The organism is Bosea sp. OAE506, assembly GCF_040546595.1.
GTDB lineage: Bacteria > Pseudomonadota > Alphaproteobacteria > Rhizobiales > Beijerinckiaceae > Allobosea.
In genome coordinates this window covers 2,243,737-2,263,558 of the sequence record NZ_JBEPOB010000001.1, presented here as the reverse complement: position 1 = coordinate 2,263,558, position 19,822 = coordinate 2,243,737, and the positions used below count along the sequence as shown (strand labels likewise).

Genomic DNA, 19,822 nt, shown 5'->3' with positions numbered 1-19,822 from the left:
GCTACTCGGCGGCCTCCTGCTGCGGCGGCAGGTTCATCAGCCGCTCCGCGACGGCCATGATCTCGCGCCGCAGGGCCGCATGCGCTTCAGGATCGGAATGTGTGCCACCGGCCTTGCGGGCCTCAGCGGACTCGCGCTGGAGCCGGGCGCGCTCGGCCCGCGACTGCTCCAGCATGCCCTGCAGCGTCTGCAGTTCGGCATGGACCGTCTCCAGCCGCCCGTCGCGCTCGGCGATGTCACGCTTCAGGGCGGCGATATCAGCGGCGTCGCGCCCGGTCTTCGCCTCCTGCCCTGCCTTCATCCGAGCCATCTCCTGCTCCAGCGCCTGCTTGGCCTCGCGCTCCGTCGCGTGGGTCGCGACCTCCTGTGCCAGCCGGCTTTCGAGGCTCGCCGCCTCGGCACCTGCCGCCACGGCGCGCGCATCGGCCGCCGCGAGCCCCGCTTCCGCCTGCTCCACACGCGCGGCCAGCGCGTCGGCCCTCAGCCGCTCGCCGTCGCGATCCTCCGTCATCGCCGCCAGCATCGTCTGGCCCGCGGCATGGTCCCGCTCCTTGGCTGCCAGGCGGCCAGCGAGATCGGACGCCTTCCCTTCCAGAACCAGGATCTTCGTCCGGTCCTCGACCTGCGCCACACGAATCTGGTCGTAGTCCTGCCGCAGCCTGGCGAGTTCGCCCTCACGCTCGGCCAGCAGGGCCAGGGTGCGCACCAGGGTCTCTCGTTCGCCAGCAAGCTCCGCATCACGGGCCGCGAGGTCGGCGCTGGTCCCGGTCAGCGAGCCGCGGGTCTCGGCGAGATCGCGTTCGAGGCTGGCGAGATCGGCGATGCGCTGCTGGAGGGTCGCGCTTGTCTCGGCCAGCGCGGCGCTCTCCGCGGCGAGCGCCGCCTGCGTTCGCGCGAGGTCGCCCCGGGTCGTCTCCAGATCGGTTTCGAGGCCGGCGATGGAGCCGTCGCGCTCACGCACGACGCCTTCGAGTTCGCCGATCTTCATGTCGCGCCGGCCGAGATCCTGCATCGCGGCCGCCTTGGCCGCGAAGGCGCGCTCGCTCTCCTGCTCGACGGTGCGGGCCCGCAGCGCCAGCTCGGCGCGCAGATGGTCGCGGTCGGCCGCGATCTCGGCGAGCGACAGCGGAAACGCCGCTTCCGCCCGCTTGCGGGCCAGACGATCGGCCCGGCGGTTCAGCGCCGGCACGATCGACAGGGCGATCAGGCTGGCGCAGAGGAAGCCAAGCGCGACGAGCATGGCAGCTTCGATCAAGACGAGCGGCTCCACATCCGGGGATCGTCAGACTAAGGCAATGCGCCTCAAACGGGAAATCCGTTTTCTTCGCGCGTCCTGCGCCCGCGCCGGCGGCTCAGAACGGGTTCCAGGTCGCCTGGGGCGTGAACTTCAGATAGCCGAGATTGACGCCGAGCCGCCAGCCGACGCCGGTGCGGATCGGCACCACCGTGACTCCCTCGGCCGCCAGCGCGGTGAAGCCGAAGCCGCCGATGAAATAGGCCGAGCCGTCGACGCCGACGAAGCGCTGATACAGTGCCTCCACCGCCGGCAGCCCGTAGACCAGCATCATGGTGCGGGCCCCTTCGCCACCGAAGTCGAAACCGACCGAGGGGCCCTGCCAGAACACCTTGCGGTCGCCGGCATTGCGGGTGAACAGCGTGCCCTCGCCATAGCGCAGCCCTCCGACGAAGGCGCCTGAGGCTTCCTGGCCGAGCACATAGCCGTTCGGCTCGCCCCAGCGCCGAACCGCCTCCTCGACTGCGAGCGCCAGCCCGCGCGAGACATTGCCAAAGAACTGGTGGCCGGAGGTCACGAGCTCGTTCTGGGAAAAGGAGCGGCTCTGCCCGTAGGATTGCTGCGCTAGCGCGGGCCCGGCGAGCGGCCCCAGCGGAACGGCCGGCGCGAGGCCGGCACCGGCGAGGGCGAGACCTCCCTTGATCAGGCTGCGGCGAGAGGTGGTCATGGGGTGCGATCTCCGGGTGTCGGCCGCGTCACCCGGTCGATGGGCGGGGCCTTGGTCACGGGTCTCCGGCCGCTCGAACGGCCGTGGGGTACGGGGCTTGCCATGCCGGGCGCCGTCAACGGAAAAACAACCGTCGCGCACGATCCGGCGCAATCCGAACCAATTCTGTAACCACTCTGATACCCCCCAAAGCGTATCCAACCCGTGAAGACGCCAGCCAGGGGGCACGTCCACCGGCAGCGACGGAGGTCAGGATTTGCCGGTGATGAAGGCTGGAACAAGGCGGGGCTGCGGCGCCGCGTCGGAGAACCTCGCACTGCGGACGCGCCCGGCGCGCCCGGTGGCGGCGATCGCCCTGCTCGTGCTGATGGCGCTGGCGGTACCGGCCACGGCCGGCTCCGTCCGGTTGCCCGCGGGCCTGCCGGATCTGCCCTCCCTGAACGAAGGCGTGCAGCGCGACATCCAGTCGGGCCTTGCTTTGCGCGGCTATGACCCGATCGCCTATCGCCTCGAAGGGCAGGCGGTGGCCGGGGACCCGGCCTATGAGATCGTCCAAGACGGTGTCGTCTGGCGCTTCGTCTCGGCGGCCAACCGCGATGCCTTCCGTGACGCGCCTGCGATCTACACGCCCGCCTTCTCGGGCTATGACGCTTCGGCGGTGGCGGAGGGTCGCGCCGTCGAAATCGACCCGCGCGAGTTCGCGATCGTCGGCTCGAGGCTGTTCTTCTTCCGCACCGCGGAGAACCGCCAGCGCTTCCTCGCCGATCCGCAGTTGCAGCACCGCGCCGACGGCCTCTGGAGCAGCGTGGCGCAGAGCGTCGCCCGCTGAACCGCTCGCGCTGCGCTCAGATGGCGGCCAGGGCCCGCCGCGCCAGCTCCTCGCTGGACGCCGCGACGAAGGGTGGATTGCAGAAGCCACGCGCGAGGCAGCCGTAGCGCGGCAGGCTGCCGTCGAGGCTCAGCACGATCCCGCCCGCCGCGGTCAGGATCGCATCCCCCGCCGCGATGTCCCATTCCATCGTCTGTCCGCCGCGCACATGCAGATCGGCCTCGCCCGAGGCGAGCATCCCGAACTTCACGGCTGACGACATCGGCAGCGTCGCGGTCGAGCCGAGCGCGCTCGCAACCCCGTCGCTCATCGCGTCGCCATGGAAGCGGCTGACCAGCGTGGTCGGCCCGGAGGGCGGCAGTGGCCGCACCGCGATGGGATATGCCGGTCCCAGCACCTCGCCCGCGGCGGAGACGGCCTGCTCGAAAGCGCCCTGCCCCGCATACCAGACACGGCCGCCGGCCGGCGCCGCGATCGCACCAGCCACCGGCCGATCGCCCCGCACCAGAGCGATCGCGACGCAGTAGCTGTCGCCGCCCGCGAGAAATTCACGCGTGCCGTCGAGCGGATCGAGCAGGATGAACAGCGCGGCCGGGGCGACCTCCGAAGCACTTTCCTCGCTGATCACCGGAATGCCGGGCAGGAGCCTTGCCAGCGCCTTCTTGGCCGTGTGGTCGGCGGCCATGTCGGCCGAGCAGACGGGCGAGCCGTCCGCCTTGATGGTGACGTCGCGGGCAGCCCGCATCGACAGCAGCACCGCGCCGCTGAGCCGCGCCGCCTCGGCGAGCCGGCGCGCGATCTCGTCGAGATCGGCGAGGCGCGGATCGTCGGAGGGTGGGGTCGGCGTCACCGGCGCGGCCTTCCGGCCTGGCGGGTCTGGATACCGGGGCTTAACCACATGAAAACCAAGATACCACCATATCTCATCGAACGGTGAGCCGTTTGCCCGCTGCGCCCGGCAGCAATGACCCCAGGACATGTCCCATGACCGCCATCTCGCTCGAGCCGCTCGATCTGGCCGCGCTCCTCTGCAGCCGCGTCTGCCATGACGTGATCAGCCCGGTGGGAGCCATTGTCAACGCTCTGGAGGTGCTCGAGGAAGACGACCCGTCGATGCGCGACTTCGCGCTCGAATTGATCAAGAAGAGCGCTCGTAACGCGTCCTCGCGCCTGCAGTTCGCCCGCCTCGCCTTCGGGGCCGCCGGTTCCGCCGGTGCCATGATCGACCTCGGCGACGCCGGCAACGTCGCCAACGGCTTCCTCAACGATGAGAAGCTCTCGCTCGACTGGGAGGCGCCGCGGGCGCTGCTGCCCAAGAACCAGGTCAAGCTCCTGCTCAACCTGCTGATCATCGCCACCTCGGCGGTGCCGCGCGGCGGCAAGCTGGTCTCGCGCGCCACGGTGGAAGGCGAGCAGGGCAGCTTCACCATCACCGCCAGCGGTTCGCATGCCCGCATCCCGGCCCATGTCGAGGAACTGATCGCCGGGCGTTCCGAGACGGGCACGATCGACGCCCATGCGGTCCAGCCGCTCTATACCGGCATGGTCGCCAAGGCCGCCGGCATGGCGATCAGCTTCGCCATCGAGGGCGACACGGTGACCATCACCGCGACCAAGGCGGAATAAAGCGAAACAGCGCGCGGTTTCCAGCCAATCTCAACCGATCATCAACCCTTCTGATGCTTAGCTGTTGGCGTGTGTTGTCGCGTTGAGTGGTGGTCCCCTGCATGGACGACTTGCTGCAAGAGTTCCTGACCGAGACGGGCGAGAAATCTCGACACCGTCGATCGGGAGCTCGTGCGCTTCGAGCAGGAGCCCAATAACCGCGACATCCTCGCCAATATCTTCCGCCTGGTTCACACGGTGAAGGGCACCTGCGGCTTCATCGGCCTGCCGCGGCTCGAGGCCCTGACCCATGCCGCGGAAACGCTGATCGGGCAGTTCCGCGACGGCGCCAATGTCAGCGCGATCGCGGTCACGGCCGTCCTGGAGACGATCGACCGGGTCAAGGACATCCTTTCCGAACTCGCCGAAAAGGGCGAGGAGCCGGCCGGATCCGACGAAAACCTGATACGGGAACTCGGCCTCCTGGCCGATCATGCCCGCAGCCAGCTGCAACAGGCCAAGCCGATTGCAGCCGGGACCGACCCCGTCGCCGCTTACCTTGCGCGCCATGCGCCTCCGGAGCCCTCCCCGCCGACGGAAGACGGGCTCGACCTCGTCTTCCGCGCCGCGCCCGGACCACAGCGCGGCCGCGACGGCCGCATCGAGACCGCCTCCCTCCCCGCGACGGCCGAAGAGGCCGCGACGCGCGACCTGCGCCCCGTCGGCCCGGCGACGCTGCGGGTCAATGTCGACACCATCGAGCACCTGATGACGATGGTCTCCGAACTGGTGCTAACGCGCAACCAGCTGCTGGAGATCGCCCGCAAGCAGGATGACAACGGCCTGAAGGGGCCGCTCCAGCGTCTCTCGCTGATCACCGCCGAGCTGCAGGACGGCGTGATGAAGACGCGCATGCAGCCGATCGGCAATGCCTGGTCGAAGCTGCCGCGCATCGTCCGCGACCTCGGCGCCGAGTTGGGCAAGCGCATCGAGCTGATTACCGAAGGCGCCGATACCGAACTCGACCGGCAGATCCTCGACCTCATCAAGGATCCGCTGATCCATATGGTGCGCAACTGCGCCGACCATGCCATCGAGCAGCCGGCCGAGCGGCGCGCACTCGGCAAGCCCGATTACGGCACCATCCGCCTCGCCGCCTATCACGAGGGCGGCTCCGTCACGATCGCCATCGCCGATGACGGCCGCGGCCTCGACATCGACCGCATCCGTCGCAAGGCGATCCGCCAGGGGTTGGCGACCGAGGCCGAAATCGAGCGCATGAGCGATGCGCAGATCAGCCGCTTCATCTTCTATCCGGGCTTCTCCACCGCCGACAGCATTACCGCCATCTCGGGCCGTGGCGTCGGCATGGATGTGGTCAAGGTCAATGTCGACGCCATCGGCGGGCTCATCGACATCGTCACCAAGCCCGGCCAGGGCACGACGATCACGATCAAGATCCCGCTGACGCTGGCGATCGTCGCTGCGCTGATCGTCGTCGCGGGCGACCAGCGTTTCGCCATTCCCCAGATCGTCGTGCGCGAACTCGTTCGCGTGAAGCCGGGTGCGGATCACCGCATCGAGGACATCAACGGCGCCCCGATCCTGCGACTGCGCGGGCGGCTGCTGCCGGTCATCGCGCTCTCGGCCCTGATGGGGACCGCCGAGCCCAGCTTCGAGGACGGCTTCATCGTCGTCACCCAGATCGGCGAACGCCAGTTCGGGATCCTGGTCGACGGCGTGTTCCACACTGAGGAAATCGTCGTCAAACCGATGTCGAGCAAGCTGCGGCACATCCCGCTCTTCTCCGGCAACACCATTCTCGGCGACGGCGCCGTGGTGCTGATCGTCGATCCCAACGGCGTCGCGGGTCTCGTCGGCGGCACCGGCGCGGGCGAAGCCTTCCATGTCGAGGCACCGTCGAACGCGGTTCCGGTCGTCGAAAAGACGACCATGCTCGTCTTCCGCACGGGCGAGGACGGACTGCGCGCCTTACCGCTCTCGCTGGTCACCCGGCTCGAGGAGGTCGACGCCCGCCTGTTCGAGCATGGCAGCGGCCGCACGCTCCTGCATTACCGCAACCGCCTGATCCCCGTGGTCCCGGTCGCGGAGACGCGCCTGCGCCAGGAAGGGCTGCAGCCCCTCGTGATCATCTCCGACGGCGACATGACTGTCGCGCTCGCTGTCGACGCGATCGTCGATATCGTCGACGAGGTCCTCGATATCGAGATGGCCGCCGTCCAGGACCGCGGCATCGTCGGTTCCGCGATGATCCGCGGCCGCGCGACAGACATCGTCGACCTCGCCCACTACCTGCCGATGCACGAGCGCGGCTGGCGTCAGCAAGGCGCCGGCGCGGGCGAGCGCGCCGCCGGCGCGAATGTTCTGCTGGTCGAGCCCTCGCGCTTCCTGCGTGACATGCTGACGCCCGTCCTCAAGGCGTCCGGCCATCGCGTCGTCTTCGCCTCCGACTTCGAGGCCGCCCGCCAGCAGCTCGCGCTGGAGTCGATCGCGACCGTGCTGATCGATATCGACGGCGACATCGACGGCGCCTTCGGCTTCGCCACCGCGCTCCGGAATTCGCCCGACGGCGACCGCCTGCGCCTGATCGGTCTGACGACGCTGGTCACGCCCGATCTCCACATGCAGGCGGGGCAGGTGCGGCTCGACGAGGTCATCGCGAAGTTCGACCGTCGCGCGCTGCTCGGCGAGCTGGCCGACCGGCGGCCGGGTCTGAAGGAGGCGGCATGATCTCCGGCCAGAACGAGACTATGGAGCGGGGCGACCATAACGCACCGGTGGAGCCGTCGCTGACGGCGTTCGACTCCCTCGATTACGTCACTGTCCGGATCGGCGACCAGCTGCTCGGCCTGCCGATCGGCCGCGTCCACGACGTCTTCATCACCAACCGCATCACGCTGGTGCCGCGCGCGCCCTCCGAGATCGTCGGCCTGCTCAATCTGCGCGGGCGGATCGTCACTGCGATCTGCCTGCGTCGCCGGCTCGGGCGCCCGGTCACCTTCAGGCAAGATCGCGAGGGCAAACAGGAACTCGTCGCGGTCGGCATCGACCATGAGGGCGAGGCCTATGCCCTCATCGTCGACGCCGTGGGTGAGGTGATGCGCTTGGACCAATCGACCTTCGAACCCGTCCCCGTCCATCTCGACCGGGCCTGGACCGCTCTGGCCACCGGCGTGCACCGGCTCGACGACCGCCTTCTCGTCGTTCTCGACGTCGACGCCATCCTCGCAATCGAGCTGGACGCGGCGGCCTGATCCGCCGCCGCTCCGATCTGGAGACCAACCATGAAGTATTGTCTCGTCGTCGACGACTCCGCGGTGATCCGCAAGGTTGCCCGGCGAATCCTCGAAGGCCTCCAGTTCCGCATCGCGGAAGCCGAGGACGGCGCCCGCGCCATCGACGCCTGCAAGGGCGAGATGCCCGATGCCGTGCTGCTCGACTGGAACATGCCGATCATGGACGGCTACGATTTCCTGCGCACGCTGCGCCAGATGCCGGGCGGGCGTCGCCCCAAGGTCGTCTTCTGCACGACGGAGAACGACATCGCCCATATCGCACGGGCGATGCACGCCGGGGCTGACGAATACATCATGAAGCCCTTCGACAAGGAGATCGTCGCCTCCAAATTCCACCAGGTCGGGCTGCTTTGACCGACCTGCGCTCGCCTCTGGACGAGACGGCCGCCCCGACCCAGGGTGACGCGGCGCATCCGGAGGCCGGCGCATGAACAGGCTCTCCTCGGCCGGCAATCCGCCGCCCGGCCGCCACAAGACAGTGGTGATCGCCGATGATTCGGTGGTGGTGCGCGGCCTCTTCGCGCGCTGGCTCGGCGAGAGCGGGCAGTTCCATCTCGTCGCCGTCGCCGGCGACGGCGAGACCGCCGTGGCCCATGCCGGACGCTTCAAGCCCGACGTCATGGTGCTCGATCTCGACATGCCGGGCGTGGACGGTGCCACCGCCCTGCCGCAGATCCTGAAGGAAAGCCCCCATACCGGCGTGCTGCTGGCTACGACGCTGACCGAGCGCAACACGCGCATCGCCCTGGAATGCATGACCAAGGGCGCGATGGACGTGGTCTCGAAGCCCGACAGCCGCAGCGGCCTGACCCTCTCCCTCGATTTCCGCAGCGAGTTCCTGCTGAAGCTCGGCAATGTCGCGCAGGCGCGGGCCCGCCCCGGCCCCCTGCCCTACGAGTTCGACGTCGAATTCACGCCCCCCAGCACGACGAGCCTGCGCCAGTTCGTCTCCGTCGTGCCGCGCTATCTCGTGATCGGCGCCTCGACCGGCGGCCCGCGCGCCGTGGCTCGGGTGCTCTTCGACATCGGCGATGCGCTGCATGACCTGACGACGCTCGTGGTCCAGCACATGCCGCCCGTCTTCACCGCCTCCTTTGCGGAGCAGATCGCGAGCTATATCGGGATCCCCGCCCGCGAGCCCTTCGACGGCGAACGCCTCGTGCGCGGCACGATCTACATCGCGCCGGGCGGCCGCCATCTCGGCATCGACCGGAGGCTGGGGCACATCACCGCGAGCATCGGCGACGGTCCGCCGGTCCGCTTCTGTCGGCCTGCCGTGGACGTGCTCTTCAACGACGCCGCGCGCCATCTCGGCTCCGCCGCACTGGGCCTCGTGCTGACCGGCATGGGCTCGGACGGAACGGAGGGCGCCGGCGCGCTGCGCCGGGCGGGCGCCGCCGTCATCGCGCAGGACGAGCAGAGCAGCACGATCTGGGGCATGCCCGGCTCGGTGGTGCGGGCCCAGCAGGCCTCGACGGTGATCCCGCTCGACGACATCGGCCCGGCCATCCGCAGCCTCGTCCGGACGGGGCAGCCGTCATGACGGAATCCGATTTCGCCTTCCTGCGGCAGCTGCTGCTGCAGCGCTCGGGCCTCGCGCTGAGCCCGGACAAGCGCTACCTCGCGGAGAGCCGCCTTGGGATCCTGTGCCGCCGGCGCGGGATCGCCGATCTCGCGGCGCTGGTCCAGTCGCTGCGCTTCGGCACCGACCCGGCCCTCGAACATGCGGTCGTTGAGGCGATGACGACCAACGAGACGCTGTTCTTCCGCGATCACACGCCCTTCGAGCTGTTCCGGGACGTGATCCTGCCCGAGCGCCTCCAGACGAACGCCGCCAGCCGGTCGCTGCGCATCTGGTGCGCCGCGGTCTCGACCGGCCAGGAAGCCTATTCGATCGCCATGATCCTGGACGAGATGGCGCCGCGTCTGGCAGGCTGGAAAATCCAGATCGTCGGCACGGACATCTCCGGCGAGGTGCTGGAGCGGGCCCGCAAGGGCATCTACAGCCAGTTCGAGATTCAGCGCGGCCTGCCGATCCAGATGCTGCTGAAGCATTTCCATCAGGAGGGCGACAAATGGCGCATCTCCGAGCGGCTGCGCGACATGGTCGAGCTGCGGCAGCACAATCTGCTGGAATCGAGCAGCCATCTCGGCCAGTTCGACGTCATCTTCTGCCGCAACGTGCTGATCTATTTCGACGTGCCGACCAAGGCGAAGGTCCTGGATGGCATGGCGCCGCGCCTCGTGCCGCAGGGTGCGATGCTGCTCGGCGCGGCCGAGACGGTGATCGGCATCTCGACGCTGATCGTGCCCGACCGCCAGCATCGCGGCATCTATCGCAGCCAGGGCTCGATCCACGCCCAGCCCGCCGGCCTCGGCCTGCCGCTAGAGCCTGTCCGCGCCACGGCCGGCCTGCGCTACTGAGCCGGCCGCCGCTCGGCCTGCACGACCCGCATCCATGCTCCAGACAAACAAAAACCCCGCCTTCCGGCGGGGTCCCCGTCAACCTGTCGTGTACATCCGACGATCAGGTTGCGATCAACATGCGCGATGTTCGTGACCGCCATATGACGGCCCGCAGCTCGGCAACCGGTCAGGCCGGAATACGTTCCTCGGCCTCGGTCGGCTCGCGTAGCACATAGCCGCGGCCCCAGACCGTTTCGATGTAGTTCTTGCCGTCCGACGCATTGGCGAGCTTCTTGCGCAGCTTGCAGATGAAGACGTCGATGATCTTGAGCTCGGGCTCGTCCATGCCGCCATAAAGGTGGTTCAGGAACATTTCCTTGGTCAGGGTCGTGCCCTTGCGGAGCGAGAGCAGCTCCAGCATCTGGTATTCCTTGCCCGTCAGATGGACGCGGGCCGCATCGACCTCGACGGTCTTGGTGTCGAGATTGACGACGAGGTCACCCGTGGTGATGACCGACTGGGCGTGGCCCTTCGAGCGGCGCACGATGGCGTGGATGCGGGCGACCAGCTCGTCCTTGTGGAAGGGCTTGGTCAGGTAGTCGTCGGCGCCGAAGCCCAGACCCTTCACCTTGTCCTCGATGCCGGCAAGGCCGGAGAGGATCAGGATCGGCGTCTTCACCTTCGCGACCCGGAGCGAGCGCAGAACCTCGTAGCCGGACATGTCGGGCAGGTTCAGGTCGAGCAGGATGATGTCGTAATCGTAGAGCTTGCCGAGATCGACGCCCTCTTCGCCGAGATCCGTCGTGTAGACGTTGAAGCTCTCGGATTTGAGCATGAGCTCGATCGACTGGGCGGTCGCGCTATCGTCCTCGATGAGCAGAACCCGCATGTCCACGTCCCCAATTTCGCCCGCAGGCAAGCTGACCGCTCTTCTCGTCCGAACCCCCACGGCTCAGGACGACGACGTACTTGCCCGTTGAAACGCCACGCGACACGCTACGAGGAAATGGTTAACAAACCGTGATTCCCGTGCGCAAGCGCTTCCTTGGGGAAAGCCGGCGATCCTTGTCGAGGTGAGTCGAATTTGACACGGATCGTGACGCTGTTCGCCCGCGAAAGACGCTTTCGCGGAGACCATGCCGCGCTTCGGGCCGGAAAGGCTCCCTCGGCACGACGCAGTCTCGATACACAGTGTTAATCGGCCGGCTTAATGAAGGGTAAACGCGCCCGGTCGCTTGCAAGGTTTCGCACAGCCCTGGCGCGGTTTCGTGGCAGGCGAGGACGGCGCGACACGGCCCTCAGGAGCGGCTCTGGTAATAAAGTCCCGTCAGGTAGCCGGAGCCGAGCGCCAGCAGATGGCCGGCGAAGACGAAGAAGCTGAAGATGTCGACCGCGCCCAGCAGCACCCAGGACGCAAACAGCAGCAGGATCGCGAGCAGCAGCATGACCGCGCGCTGCAGGCCATCGGGGAAGAGCCCGGCGCAGGCTCCCAGAGTGAACAAGGCGAGCGCGAGGATCATCGGCCGGTCCGGTGTGAGATCCGTCCGGCCTAGGAGCGGGTGCCTTTCCGCGTGGTTGTGTTTCCACAGGCAATCCGATTCAAATTGGCCGCATCCGGCTGGCCCCTGCCGCTGCGCCGGGGGCGGCGTCGGCGGACGCAGCCCGACGGTTGCCGCCCTGCCGCCGAGAGGTTAACCGGGACGAGCATGAACAGCCCCGCCAACGGCCAGGATCGACTCTCGGGCCTCGCCGCCACGATCGCGGGGCTCGACCCCGTCATTGTCTATGGCCGCGTCAACGCCGTGCGCGGGCTGCTGGTCGAGGTTGCGGGGCCGATCGGCGCGATGAGCCTCGGCGGGCGCGTCGGCATCGAGATCGCGCCCGGCAGCCGCGTGCCCTGCGAGGTCATCGGCTTCTCGGGCGACCGGGCGTTGGTCATGCCCTTCGGCGGGCTCGACGGTGTGCGCCGCGGCTGCCCCGTCTATATCGACAAGGCGGCGCCGGGCCTCAAACCCACGCCCGCCTGGCTCGGTCGCGTCGTTGATGCGCTCGGCCGCCCCGTCGATGGCGGCCCGCCTCTGCCGCAGGGCGAGGACCTCTATACCTTTCGCAACGACCCGCCCCCGGCGCATTCCCGCCGCCGCGTCGGTCGCCCGCTCGATCTCGGCGTGCGCGCACTCAATGCCTTCCTGACCTGCTGCCTCGGCCAGCGCATGGGCATCTTCGCCGGATCCGGCGTCGGCAAATCGGTGCTGCTGTCGATGCTGGCGCGCTATGCCCGCGCCGACGTCAACGTCATCGGCCTCGTCGGCGAGCGCGGCCGCGAGGTGCAGGAGTTCCTGCAGGACGATCTCGGCCCCGAGGGTCTGGCGCGGTCCGTCGTCGTCGTCGCGACCTCCGACGAGCCCGCTCTGATGCGCAAGCAGGCCGCGCTGACGACACTGACCATCTCGGAGTATTTCCGCGACCAGGGCCGGCAGGTCATGTGCCTGATGGATTCCGTGACCCGCTTCGCCATGGCGATGCGCGAGATCGGCCTGGCCGCCGGCGAGCCGCCGACCACCAAGGGCTATACGCCGACCGTCTTCGCCGAATTGCCGCGCCTGCTCGAGCGCGCCGGCCCCGGCATCGGCGACGGCGCCATCACCGGCCTCTTCACCGTCCTCGTCGACGGCGGCGACCATGACGAGCCGGTCGCCGACGCGGTGCGCGGCATTCTCGACGGGCATATCGTGATGGAGCGCTCGATCGCCGAGCGCGGCCGCTTCCCCGCGATCAACGTGCTGAAATCCGTTTCGCGCACCATGCCCCGCTCCTGCGACCCGGCCTTCTACCCGGTCGTGCAGAAGGCGCGCGCCACGCTCGCGACCTATGCCGACATGGAGGAGCTGATCCGGCTCGGAGCCTATCGCCAGGGCGCCTCGCCCGAGGTCGACGAGGCGATCCGGCTCAACCCGGCGCTGGAGGGCTTCCTGAAGCAGGCCAAGGACGACGCGACACCCTTGGGCGAATGCTATGCCCGGCTCGCCACCATCATGAACGGCTGAGGCCGCGCTCGCGCCCGAGCAGACGCAGCAGCGCCAGCATTGCTAGAACGGCCAGCCCCTGGATCGCGGCGGCGGCGACCAGCGCCTGGTCGCGCCCGAGATGCTCGATCATCGCGGCGAAGAGCAGCGGCGCCGCTGCGAAGGCGAGGTTCTGCGGCACCGTCAATCGGCCCATCAGCGTGCCATAGGCCTGGCGGCCGAACAGCGCGAGCGGCAGCGTCGCCCGCGCCACCGAGATCACGCCCATGGCGGCACTGAAGCAGAGCACGAAGCCGCTCGCGGCGAGCGGCGTGCCCGGCAGCACCACCAGCATCAGGCAGGCGAGCGGGCCGAGCACCAGCCCGGCCAGCGCCGTCCGCTCCACCGGCAGCCGGTCGCCGAGCGTCGCATCGACGAGCCGCGCCAGCAGCGTCGCCGGCCCGCTCAGCGCCGCGATGGCGACGGCCTCCGCCGCACCGATCCCCGCATTCTGCAGCAGGTCGATCAGATGCAGCGGCAGGCCCCAGGAGACCAGCCCGCTCGCGGAGAAGATCGCCGCGACCAGCCAGAACGCCGTACGGCGATCGACCGGCGCGACACGCGCCTCGTCCGGGCGCGGTGCACCGGCGGCAGACACAGGAACGTCGGCTGCGCCCTGGCGGTAGCGGGGCACGGCGGCATAGATCGGCAGCACGATCACAATCTGCATCGCCGCGAAGATCAGCCAGGTCGTCCGCCAGCCGAAACCGGCCGAGAGGGCGGCGGTGAGCGGCCAGAACACCGTCGAGGACAGGCCTGTCGCCAGCATCATCAGGCCGATCACCCGCCGCGCCTGCGGCCCGACCAGATGCGCGATCGTGACGCCGCCGACATTGGCGAGCGAGAAGGCATGCCCGATGCCGATCACGACCCAGCTCGCCAGATAGCTGATCGGCCCCTGCGCGAGGCTGAGCAGCACGAGGCCGAGCGCGCAGAACAGCGCGCCCAGGCACATCGCGCCGCGCGTGCCGGATCGGTCGAGATGGCGGCCGACGGCCGGCGCCAGCGCCGCCCCGGTCAGGAGGAGCAGCGTGATGCCGCCGAAGACGGTGGTGACGTCCAGGGAGAGGTCGCGCTGGATGTCGCGCGACACGACCGAGAGCGCATAGAAGGTGGAGCCCCAGCCGACGATGCGGGTGACGACGAGGCCGCAGATCAGCAGGCCGTGCTCGGGAAGGCGCGGAAAGGCTGGCAAGGCGGGCAATCCCGGAGGCAGGCGGCGGGGCGCGGGAGCGGCCCGGACACCCCGCTACTACCCGCTGCCGCCGTCATGCGTCAGCAGCAGCCGCGCGCGCTGCCCATGCAGCGAATGCGAGGCTTTCCGGTAAGGAACGATCAACCTCCTTGCGCCATTGTGCTTTTTGTCTCGCGGCAGGAGTTCCGGGCGAGCGCCGAGGGGTCGGCGCGCGCCCCATGCGTGATCAGGAGTTGGAAACGACATGAAGTCGCGAGACACGTTACTGCGTCTCAAGCGCTTCCAGGTGGACGAGAAACGTCGCCGGGTAAGCCAGATCGAGATGATGATCGCAGATTTCCACCGCATGGCGAGCGATCTGGATCGCGAGATCCAGAGCGAGGAAGCCCGGGCCGGAATCTCCGACCCCGCCCATTTCGCCTACCCGACCTATGCCAAGGCGGCGCTGGGCCGCCGCGACAATCTCCGCCAGTCCGCCGACAATTTGAAGGGCCAGCTCGAGGAGGCCAAGGCCGAACTCCAGGAGGCCTTCGAGGACATGAAGAAGGTCGAGATCCTCGACGACCGCGAGAAGGCGACCGAGCGCGCCGCCGAAGCCGCCCGCGACCAGGCGATGATGGACTCGATCGGTTTGCGCCCAAGGGCGTGAGCCGCGGTTGAAGTCGTGAGGTTCAAAGGCCCGCCGGGGTTCCGGCGGGCTTTTTTGTTGCGCGCAGGGAGTAGCGCGCGTCCCGAAACCAAGGTCTGCATCGGGTCGGAAGCAGCCACTAGCTCCAGTTCTGTTCGGGCGCACTCGCGACTGGACCCGACGCGAACGTTGATGCAGCGAGCTTAGCTTCTCAGCCCCGCCAGCGGCGAATAAGCCAATCCATCGAGCGCCCAGCGCACCAAGCCGCTGCCGACATGGCCAAGTATGCTGGTATGAGCAGGATTGCGAAGGCGAGGCCCTGTCCGGTTTGAGACGACCACGCGAATACGGCTGAAACGACAAGGGACAAGCCCAAGTAGCACGAGGCAATGAGAAGCGCCGATCTGAACGATGCCTCCGCTAATCCTAAGAAAAACGGGAAGCCGACGATAAAAAGAGCGAAGCCAATAAGAGCCATCGTGCGGCCCGTGTCGACAACGTCAGGAGCAATCACGGCTGACCGCCAGCGTTCATTTCGATACTGGGCTTCTTGGTTCAACTGAGCTGAACATTTAGTTGCGATTTGCCAACTCCGGGCCTTCTGCAATGGGTCGTAAGCAGACACTAGTCAGGCGCTGGAGTGTTTCAGTCACGCTGCGCGCGTTCGACGCTTTAGTTCATCGATGATGTCTTTGATCTCGCAATCCAAGACGTAGAGATCCCCTAGCGAGCGACCGTTGAAAGAGCGGCCGAAAGGGCGTCCCATCGCTCGGTAAAAGATGGGGGCGTGCAAAGGGCCTCTGCCGAAGGGCATTGCCAAGCCGATCTTGTACACCCATCGGCTTACCCAATCGCCAGTCTGCGGTTCAAGCCATTCACGATAGGCCAGACATGTCTCAAGCTGCGAGGCAAGTTCTTCATCGCCGAGCTTTGCGAGGTCGCCGCGAAGATTGATGCCAAATCTCAAGTGGCACTCCGGTGTCCGGCCAAGGGCGTCATGCGATTATCTAGCTATCATTACACAGCTCATGAAAGCTTATCGTATCTCATGTCAGCCGAGGGTCGAAAGCTGGCCCATCGCCATCTCCCAGCTTCGCCCCCTACCCGATCACCGGATGATGCGGCACGCAGTCCCGGCGCATCTGCCCCTTGAGCCGCGGGTCGTCATCGACCTCCACCCCCCGTTTGAACACGGAAAACCCCGAGCGCTGGTAGAATTCCGGCGCGGAGGGGTGGTCGAGCGTGCAGGTGTGGACCCAGAAGCGGGCGATCGGCTTCGCCCAGGCCAGCGCCAGCGCCCGGTTCATCAGCCAGCGACCGGCGCCCTGGCCCAGCACGGCCTCGTCGAGCCCGAAGAAGGCGAGCTCCGCCTCGCCGGCCACGCGGAAATCCAGTTCGAGCAGGCCCTGATCGGTGCCCTCGCGGCGAACCATGTAGGTCTCGACATTCGCGTCGGCGAGGATGGCCGCCACCTCGGCGCGGGGCTTGACCAGCCGGCTGAACCACATCCAGCGCTCGCCCAGCCGCCGATACATCGCGAGATAGCGATCGAGCTCGTCCGCGCCGAGCCGCTCCAGCGCAAACCCCTCCAGACCCGGCGGATCGGGCCGCTCGGGCGGCCTCGCGAACATCTCCAGCGAGGTGACGATGGCGGCGATCTTGCCGGGCGGCAGGTCGGTGGTGCCGGTGAGGCTGATGGTCAGGGTCTGGGTCATGTCGGCCTGGGCGGTGGAACGGGGACCGGCGCCCGGCCGGATTCGGCTGGCGCCCTGCCGCGATCATGACATGATCGGGGCGGAGACATCACCTCATGGCGAAGCGGCATCAGCGGGCAGGGACAGGCGGGCGCGGCCTCGCGCTGGCGCGGCTCGCTGTCGCACTCGCGATCATGCTGCTCGCCGTGCTGCCCCATGCGACGCTGGCTGCAAGCCATGCCACCCCGGGCGCCGGCCACACCCAGCCACACCCAGCCGCCGCGGGGCCGACGCCCTGCCATGGGGAGGCCGGCCATCACCACACGACGCCGGCAGCGCCCAAGCACGCCATGCCCTCCTGCTGCATTCTCGGCTGCGGCCTACTGGGTGAGGCCCCTGCCCTGCCCGTCACCAGCGACCCGGTCGGCTGGCACAGCCTAACCCCCGTGGCGGTAACGGCGAAGCCTGAGCGGACGCCGGAGCCGGCGGAGCGCCCGCCGCGGCGCAGCCCGGCCTGAACCCTTCCGCCCTTTTTCGTTTCGAGGGATTAGCACGCCCGGCCTTCGTGCCGCCGCGGCCTCCCGTCTTCATCGAGGACCACCCATGACAGGTTCCGTTCCCACCCGCCTCGCCCTCGGCCTCGTCGCCGCGCTTGCACTCGGCGGCACAGCGCTCGCCCAACAGCATCAGGGCCACGGCTCCCATGCCGGCCACGGCAAACCCGCCGCGAAGGCGGCCGACAGCGCCGCCACCACCGCCTACAAGGCCGCCAACGCGAAGATGCACAAGGACATGGACATCGCCTTCACCGGCGATGCCGACGCCGATTTCGTGCGTGGCATGATCCCGCATCACCAGGGCGCGATCGACATGGCCAGGGTCATGCTCGCCCATGGCAAGGACCCGGCGCTGAAGAAGCTCGCGACCGGCATCATCGCCGATCAGGAAAAGGAGATCGCGATGATGCGCGACTGGCTCAAGGCCAACGGCAAATAGCGATCCACGACACGGCAGGCGGCGGCGACGCCGCTTGCCCTTACCCTGGCCCGCTGGCACACAGGCGCAAGGCGCGCTCGTCGCTGCGCCGCTTTCGCCGACCTCCCACGCCCCTCGCAGCCAGCGGGTCTCATGAAGCGCTATCTGGATTACCTCTGGCCGATCATCGGGCTCGTCGCGGTCGTCTGGTCCGTCGACCTTCTCTGGGACAAGCTCAAGGCCGAGGCCGGGACGGACGAGGCGATCAACGCATTGCTCGCCCAGGGCAGCTTCTGGGACAATCTACGCATCGTCGCGAGCCGCATCGGCCAGAAGATCGCGGTGATCCCCACCGATGCCTTCTTCCACGCCGCGCTCGCCACCCTCGTCGCCTATGCGGCGCTCGCCTGGTACGACCGCATCGCCCTGCTCCATCTCGGCAAGGAGAAGGGCATCTCCTGGCTCTATATTTCGGTCTGCTCCTTCGTCACCTACGCGCTGTCGCACAATATCGGCGCCTCGGTGTTTTCCGGCGGCATGGTGCGGTTCCGGGCCTATACGGCCAAGGGGTTGAGCGCCGGCGAGGTCGCGGTGCTGGTCGCGCTGTGCTCCTTCACCTTCGCCTTCGGGACGATCCTGCTCATGGGCCTCGTCCTGCTCTATGAGCCCGAGATCCTGCGCCCGCTCGGCCGGCTCTCGCCCTGGTTCGCAATCGGCGACAATGGCGCCAGGCTGATCGGCGTCGCCATGCTCGGCTTCGTCGCGCTCTACACCATCGGCTCCTGGCTCAAGTTCAGGCCGTTCAAGCTGGGCAAGCTCGAGATCATCTATCCGCGCCTGCCGATCGTCTTCCGGCAATATCTCGCCGCGCCGCTCGAACTCGCAGGCGCGGCCGGCATCATCTATTTCGCGCTGCCCGAGCAGGGCAATCCGGGCTTCATGATCGTGCTTGGCGCCTTCCTGCTCTCCTTCTCGGCCGGGCTGCTCAGCCAGGTGCCCGGCGGGGTCGGCGTGATGGAGGCGGTGTTCCTGGCGGTAATGCCAGGTATGCCGGCGCCGGCCGTCTTCGCAGCGCTGCTGATCTGGCGCATGTTCTACCTGATCATCCCGCTGGTCGTGTCCCTGCCGGTGGTGCTGGCCTTTGAGCGCGCCCAGCTCAAGCGCAACACGCGCATCGCCCCGCCGCCATAGCACCGCCCCCAAAGGCGGGAACCGGTTTTCGGAGCAAGCCGGTGCGCGAGGATGCCGGTCAGCGCCTGAGCGCGATCGCGGCAGCCGCGAACATCAGCGCCGCGCCGATCGCCTCGCTGCGGCCGAAGGGCTCGTTGAGCAGCAGCACGCCGGCGATCACCGCGATCACCGGGCTGACGAAGGCGTAGAGCCCGGCCCCGAAGGCGCCCCAGTCGCGCAGCAGCCGGATGAAGATCGTGAAACCGATCAGCGAGCCGGCCCCGACCAGGAAGGCGAGCGCCGGCGCCACCGGCCAGGCCAGCAATCCCGCGAGTTGGGCCGTGCCGACGGGCTCCAGCACCAGCGTCACCACGATCAGCCCGGCCGCGCCGATCGCCGTCTGCCAGCTCGCCAGCGTCAGCGTCGGCATCGTCCCCGCGATCGGCCGGCTCAGCACCGCGCCGATGCAGTAGCACAGCGTCCCGAAGGCGACCGAGGCCAGCCCCCAGGCTTCGAGCGCATCGCGCGCCGCCACCCCGCTTGCGAGGCGCTGGCCGAAGAGGAAGCCCAGCCCCGCCGTTCCCAGCGCGATCGCCAGGATCCGCCGTCCGGTGATCGCCTCCCCCTCGATCAGCCGCACCGCGATCAGCGTCCAGATCGGGATCGTCGCCATGTTGACGATGGCGGACAGGCCGGAGGGCGCATGGGCCGCGCCCCAGAACAGGAAGGCGTAATTGGCAGTGTTGACCAAGAGCGCCGTGCCGATCAGCCGCGGCCAGGCGGCGCGCGGCACCTTGCCCGCATCCCGCCCGGCCCAGAGCAGCAGCAGCCCCCCGGCGATGACGAAGCGCGCTGCGGCGAGCAGCAGCGGCGAGGTGTGCGCGGAGGCGATCCTGACCGGCAGGAAGGTCAGTCCCCAGACGAGGCAGAGCAGGGCAAAGAGGGCGGCGTTGCGCGACATGCCCAGCCGTCTTAGG

21 protein-coding genes are annotated in these 19,822 nt (G+C 68.3%); 12 read left to right on the top strand and 9 right to left on the bottom strand.

Going from position 1 to position 19,822, the window contains the following annotated elements; translation table 11 throughout:
* Position 1: 1 nt before the first annotated feature.
* Together ABIE41_RS11020 and ABIE41_RS11015 are read right to left on the bottom strand one after the other, a co-directional pair.
* Positions 2-1,255, bottom strand: a complete 1,254-nt coding sequence (locus ABIE41_RS11020) for a coiled-coil domain-containing protein (RefSeq protein WP_192644502.1) — start codon at positions 1,253-1,255, stop codon at positions 2-4.
* A 97-nt stretch (positions 1,256-1,352) separates the two neighbouring features.
* The gene (locus ABIE41_RS11015; protein ID WP_192644501.1) at positions 1,353-1,961 is read right to left on the bottom strand and encodes a DUF1134 domain-containing protein; all 609 of its coding nucleotides are present in this window, start codon (positions 1,959-1,961) and stop codon (positions 1,353-1,355) included.
* 265 nt (positions 1,962-2,226) lie between these two features.
* Here ABIE41_RS11015 and ABIE41_RS11010 point away from each other — a divergent pair, with 265 nt between their 5' ends.
* A complete protein-coding gene (locus ABIE41_RS11010; protein ID WP_192644500.1) occupies positions 2,227-2,790 on the top strand; it encodes a YHS domain-containing (seleno)protein in 564 nt (187 codons plus the stop codon).
* A 16-nt stretch (positions 2,791-2,806) separates the two neighbouring features.
* Here the strand turns inward: ABIE41_RS11010 and ABIE41_RS11005 are convergent, their stop codons facing one another.
* Positions 2,807-3,640 carry a 3'(2'),5'-bisphosphate nucleotidase CysQ family protein gene (locus tag ABIE41_RS11005; RefSeq protein WP_354191947.1) on the bottom strand — a complete coding sequence of 278 codons (834 nt, stop codon included), beginning with the start codon at positions 3,638-3,640 and terminating at the stop codon, positions 2,807-2,809.
* A gap of 134 nt (positions 3,641-3,774) precedes the next feature.
* Here ABIE41_RS11005 and chpT point away from each other — a divergent pair, with 134 nt between their 5' ends.
* From chpT to ABIE41_RS10975, 6 genes are all read left to right on the top strand, one after another.
* Entirely contained in the window at positions 3,775-4,416 is a 642-nt protein-coding gene (gene chpT, locus ABIE41_RS11000) for a histidine phosphotransferase ChpT (protein ID WP_192644498.1), read from the top strand.
* Between the two features lie 171 nt (positions 4,417-4,587).
* A complete protein-coding gene (locus ABIE41_RS10995; RefSeq protein ID WP_354191944.1) occupies positions 4,588-7,146 on the top strand; it encodes a hybrid sensor histidine kinase/response regulator in 2,559 nt (852 codons plus the stop codon).
* Between the two features lie 20 nt (positions 7,147-7,166).
* Positions 7,167-7,670: a chemotaxis protein CheW gene (locus ABIE41_RS10990; protein ID WP_192644756.1), complete on the top strand. Its 504-nt coding sequence runs from the start codon at positions 7,167-7,169 to the stop codon at positions 7,668-7,670.
* A 30-nt stretch (positions 7,671-7,700) separates the two neighbouring features.
* Complete coding sequence (locus ABIE41_RS10985) at positions 7,701-8,066, top strand: response regulator (RefSeq protein WP_066613758.1); 366 nt, start codon at positions 7,701-7,703, stop codon at positions 8,064-8,066.
* A gap of 73 nt (positions 8,067-8,139) precedes the next feature.
* Positions 8,140-9,255 (top strand): chemotaxis-specific protein-glutamate methyltransferase CheB, encoded by a 1,116-nt coding sequence (gene cheB / locus ABIE41_RS10980; RefSeq protein ID WP_192644496.1) that lies wholly within the window; start codon positions 8,140-8,142, stop codon positions 9,253-9,255.
* On the top strand, positions 9,252-10,136 hold the full coding sequence (locus tag ABIE41_RS10975) for a CheR family methyltransferase (RefSeq protein ID WP_192644495.1): 885 nt from the start codon (positions 9,252-9,254) through the stop codon (positions 10,134-10,136). The genes cheB and ABIE41_RS10975 overlap by 4 nt, the downstream gene beginning before the upstream one ends.
* Positions 10,137-10,305: 169 nt before the next feature.
* Here ABIE41_RS10975 and ctrA read toward each other — a convergent pair whose 3' ends face one another.
* Together ctrA and ABIE41_RS10965 are read right to left on the bottom strand one after the other, a co-directional pair.
* Entirely contained in the window at positions 10,306-11,007 is a 702-nt protein-coding gene (ctrA, locus tag ABIE41_RS10970; RefSeq protein ID WP_192644494.1) for a response regulator transcription factor CtrA, read from the bottom strand.
* A gap of 409 nt (positions 11,008-11,416) precedes the next feature.
* The gene (locus tag ABIE41_RS10965; protein WP_192644493.1) at positions 11,417-11,638 is read right to left on the bottom strand and encodes a hypothetical protein; all 222 of its coding nucleotides are present in this window, start codon (positions 11,636-11,638) and stop codon (positions 11,417-11,419) included.
* A gap of 186 nt (positions 11,639-11,824) precedes the next feature.
* Between ABIE41_RS10965 and fliI the strand changes: the two genes are divergently transcribed.
* Entirely contained in the window at positions 11,825-13,165 is a 1,341-nt protein-coding gene (gene fliI, locus ABIE41_RS10960; RefSeq protein WP_192644492.1) for a flagellar protein export ATPase FliI, read from the top strand.
* Here fliI and ABIE41_RS10955 read toward each other — a convergent pair.
* A complete protein-coding gene (locus ABIE41_RS10955; protein WP_192644491.1) occupies positions 13,152-14,378 on the bottom strand; it encodes an MFS transporter in 1,227 nt (408 codons plus the stop codon). The two genes, fliI and ABIE41_RS10955, sit on opposite strands and share 14 nt — an antisense overlap.
* 244 nt (positions 14,379-14,622) lie before the next feature.
* On the opposite strand from ABIE41_RS10955, the gene fliJ reads away from it, so the two are divergent.
* A complete protein-coding gene (gene fliJ / locus ABIE41_RS10950) occupies positions 14,623-15,027 on the top strand; it encodes a flagellar export protein FliJ (protein ID WP_066720298.1) in 405 nt (134 codons plus the stop codon).
* A 628-nt stretch (positions 15,028-15,655) separates the two neighbouring features.
* Here the strand turns inward: fliJ and ABIE41_RS10945 are convergent.
* Positions 15,656-15,973: a hypothetical protein gene (locus ABIE41_RS10945; RefSeq protein WP_192644490.1), complete on the bottom strand. Its 318-nt coding sequence runs from the start codon at positions 15,971-15,973 to the stop codon at positions 15,656-15,658.
* A gap of 133 nt (positions 15,974-16,106) precedes the next feature.
* Positions 16,107-16,721 carry a GNAT family N-acetyltransferase gene (locus ABIE41_RS10940; RefSeq protein WP_192644489.1) on the bottom strand — a complete coding sequence of 205 codons (615 nt, stop codon included), beginning with the start codon at positions 16,719-16,721 and terminating at the stop codon, positions 16,107-16,109.
* A gap of 95 nt (positions 16,722-16,816) precedes the next feature.
* Here ABIE41_RS10940 and ABIE41_RS10935 point away from each other — a divergent pair, with 95 nt between their 5' ends.
* The 3 genes from ABIE41_RS10935 to ABIE41_RS10925 all read left to right on the top strand — a co-directional run bounded on the left by ABIE41_RS10935 (position 16,817) and on the right by ABIE41_RS10925 (position 18,866).
* Positions 16,817-17,218: a hypothetical protein gene (locus ABIE41_RS10935; protein WP_192644488.1), complete on the top strand. Its 402-nt coding sequence runs from the start codon at positions 16,817-16,819 to the stop codon at positions 17,216-17,218.
* An 85-nt stretch (positions 17,219-17,303) separates the two neighbouring features.
* A complete protein-coding gene (copM, locus tag ABIE41_RS10930) occupies positions 17,304-17,696 on the top strand; it encodes a CopM family metallochaperone (protein WP_192644487.1) in 393 nt (130 codons plus the stop codon).
* A gap of 132 nt (positions 17,697-17,828) precedes the next feature.
* On the top strand, positions 17,829-18,866 hold the full coding sequence (locus ABIE41_RS10925) for a lysylphosphatidylglycerol synthase transmembrane domain-containing protein (RefSeq protein WP_192644486.1): 1,038 nt from the start codon (positions 17,829-17,831) through the stop codon (positions 18,864-18,866).
* A 58-nt stretch (positions 18,867-18,924) separates the two neighbouring features.
* On the opposite strand, the gene ABIE41_RS10920 is transcribed toward ABIE41_RS10925, so the two are convergent.
* Entirely contained in the window at positions 18,925-19,806 is an 882-nt protein-coding gene (locus tag ABIE41_RS10920; protein WP_192644485.1) for a DMT family transporter, read from the bottom strand.
* Positions 19,807-19,822 lie beyond the last annotated feature (16 nt).

Coding starts and splice junctions, on each gene's coding strand:
- ABIE41_RS11010 (WP_192644500.1), top strand. CDS start 2,227: ATGAAGGCTGGAACAAGGCGGGGCTGCGGCGCCGCGTCGGAGAACCTC.
- ABIE41_RS10990 (WP_192644756.1), top strand. CDS start 7,167: ATGGAGCGGGGCGACCATAACGCACCGGTGGAGCCGTCGCTGACGGCG.
- cheB (WP_192644496.1), top strand. CDS start 8,140: ATGAACAGGCTCTCCTCGGCCGGCAATCCGCCGCCCGGCCGCCACAAG.
- ABIE41_RS10925 (WP_192644486.1), top strand. CDS start 17,829: ATGAAGCGCTATCTGGATTACCTCTGGCCGATCATCGGGCTCGTCGCG.
- ABIE41_RS10935 (WP_192644488.1), top strand. CDS start 16,817: ATGGCGAAGCGGCATCAGCGGGCAGGGACAGGCGGGCGCGGCCTCGCG.
- chpT (WP_192644498.1), top strand. CDS start 3,775: ATGACCGCCATCTCGCTCGAGCCGCTCGATCTGGCCGCGCTCCTCTGC.
- fliJ (WP_066720298.1), top strand. CDS start 14,623: ATGAAGTCGCGAGACACGTTACTGCGTCTCAAGCGCTTCCAGGTGGAC.
- ABIE41_RS10920 (WP_192644485.1), bottom strand. CDS start 19,806: ATGTCGCGCAACGCCGCCCTCTTTGCCCTGCTCTGCCTCGTCTGGGGA.
- ABIE41_RS10985 (WP_066613758.1), top strand. CDS start 7,701: ATGAAGTATTGTCTCGTCGTCGACGACTCCGCGGTGATCCGCAAGGTT.
- ABIE41_RS10940 (WP_192644489.1), bottom strand. CDS start 16,721: ATGACCCAGACCCTGACCATCAGCCTCACCGGCACCACCGACCTGCCG.
- copM (WP_192644487.1), top strand. CDS start 17,304: ATGACAGGTTCCGTTCCCACCCGCCTCGCCCTCGGCCTCGTCGCCGCG.
- ABIE41_RS10965 (WP_192644493.1), bottom strand. CDS start 11,638: ATGATCCTCGCGCTCGCCTTGTTCACTCTGGGAGCCTGCGCCGGGCTC.
- ABIE41_RS11015 (WP_192644501.1), bottom strand. CDS start 1,961: ATGACCACCTCTCGCCGCAGCCTGATCAAGGGAGGTCTCGCCCTCGCC.
- ABIE41_RS10975 (WP_192644495.1), top strand. CDS start 9,252: ATGACGGAATCCGATTTCGCCTTCCTGCGGCAGCTGCTGCTGCAGCGC.
- fliI (WP_192644492.1), top strand. CDS start 11,825: ATGAACAGCCCCGCCAACGGCCAGGATCGACTCTCGGGCCTCGCCGCC.
- ctrA (WP_192644494.1), bottom strand. CDS start 11,007: ATGCGGGTTCTGCTCATCGAGGACGATAGCGCGACCGCCCAGTCGATC.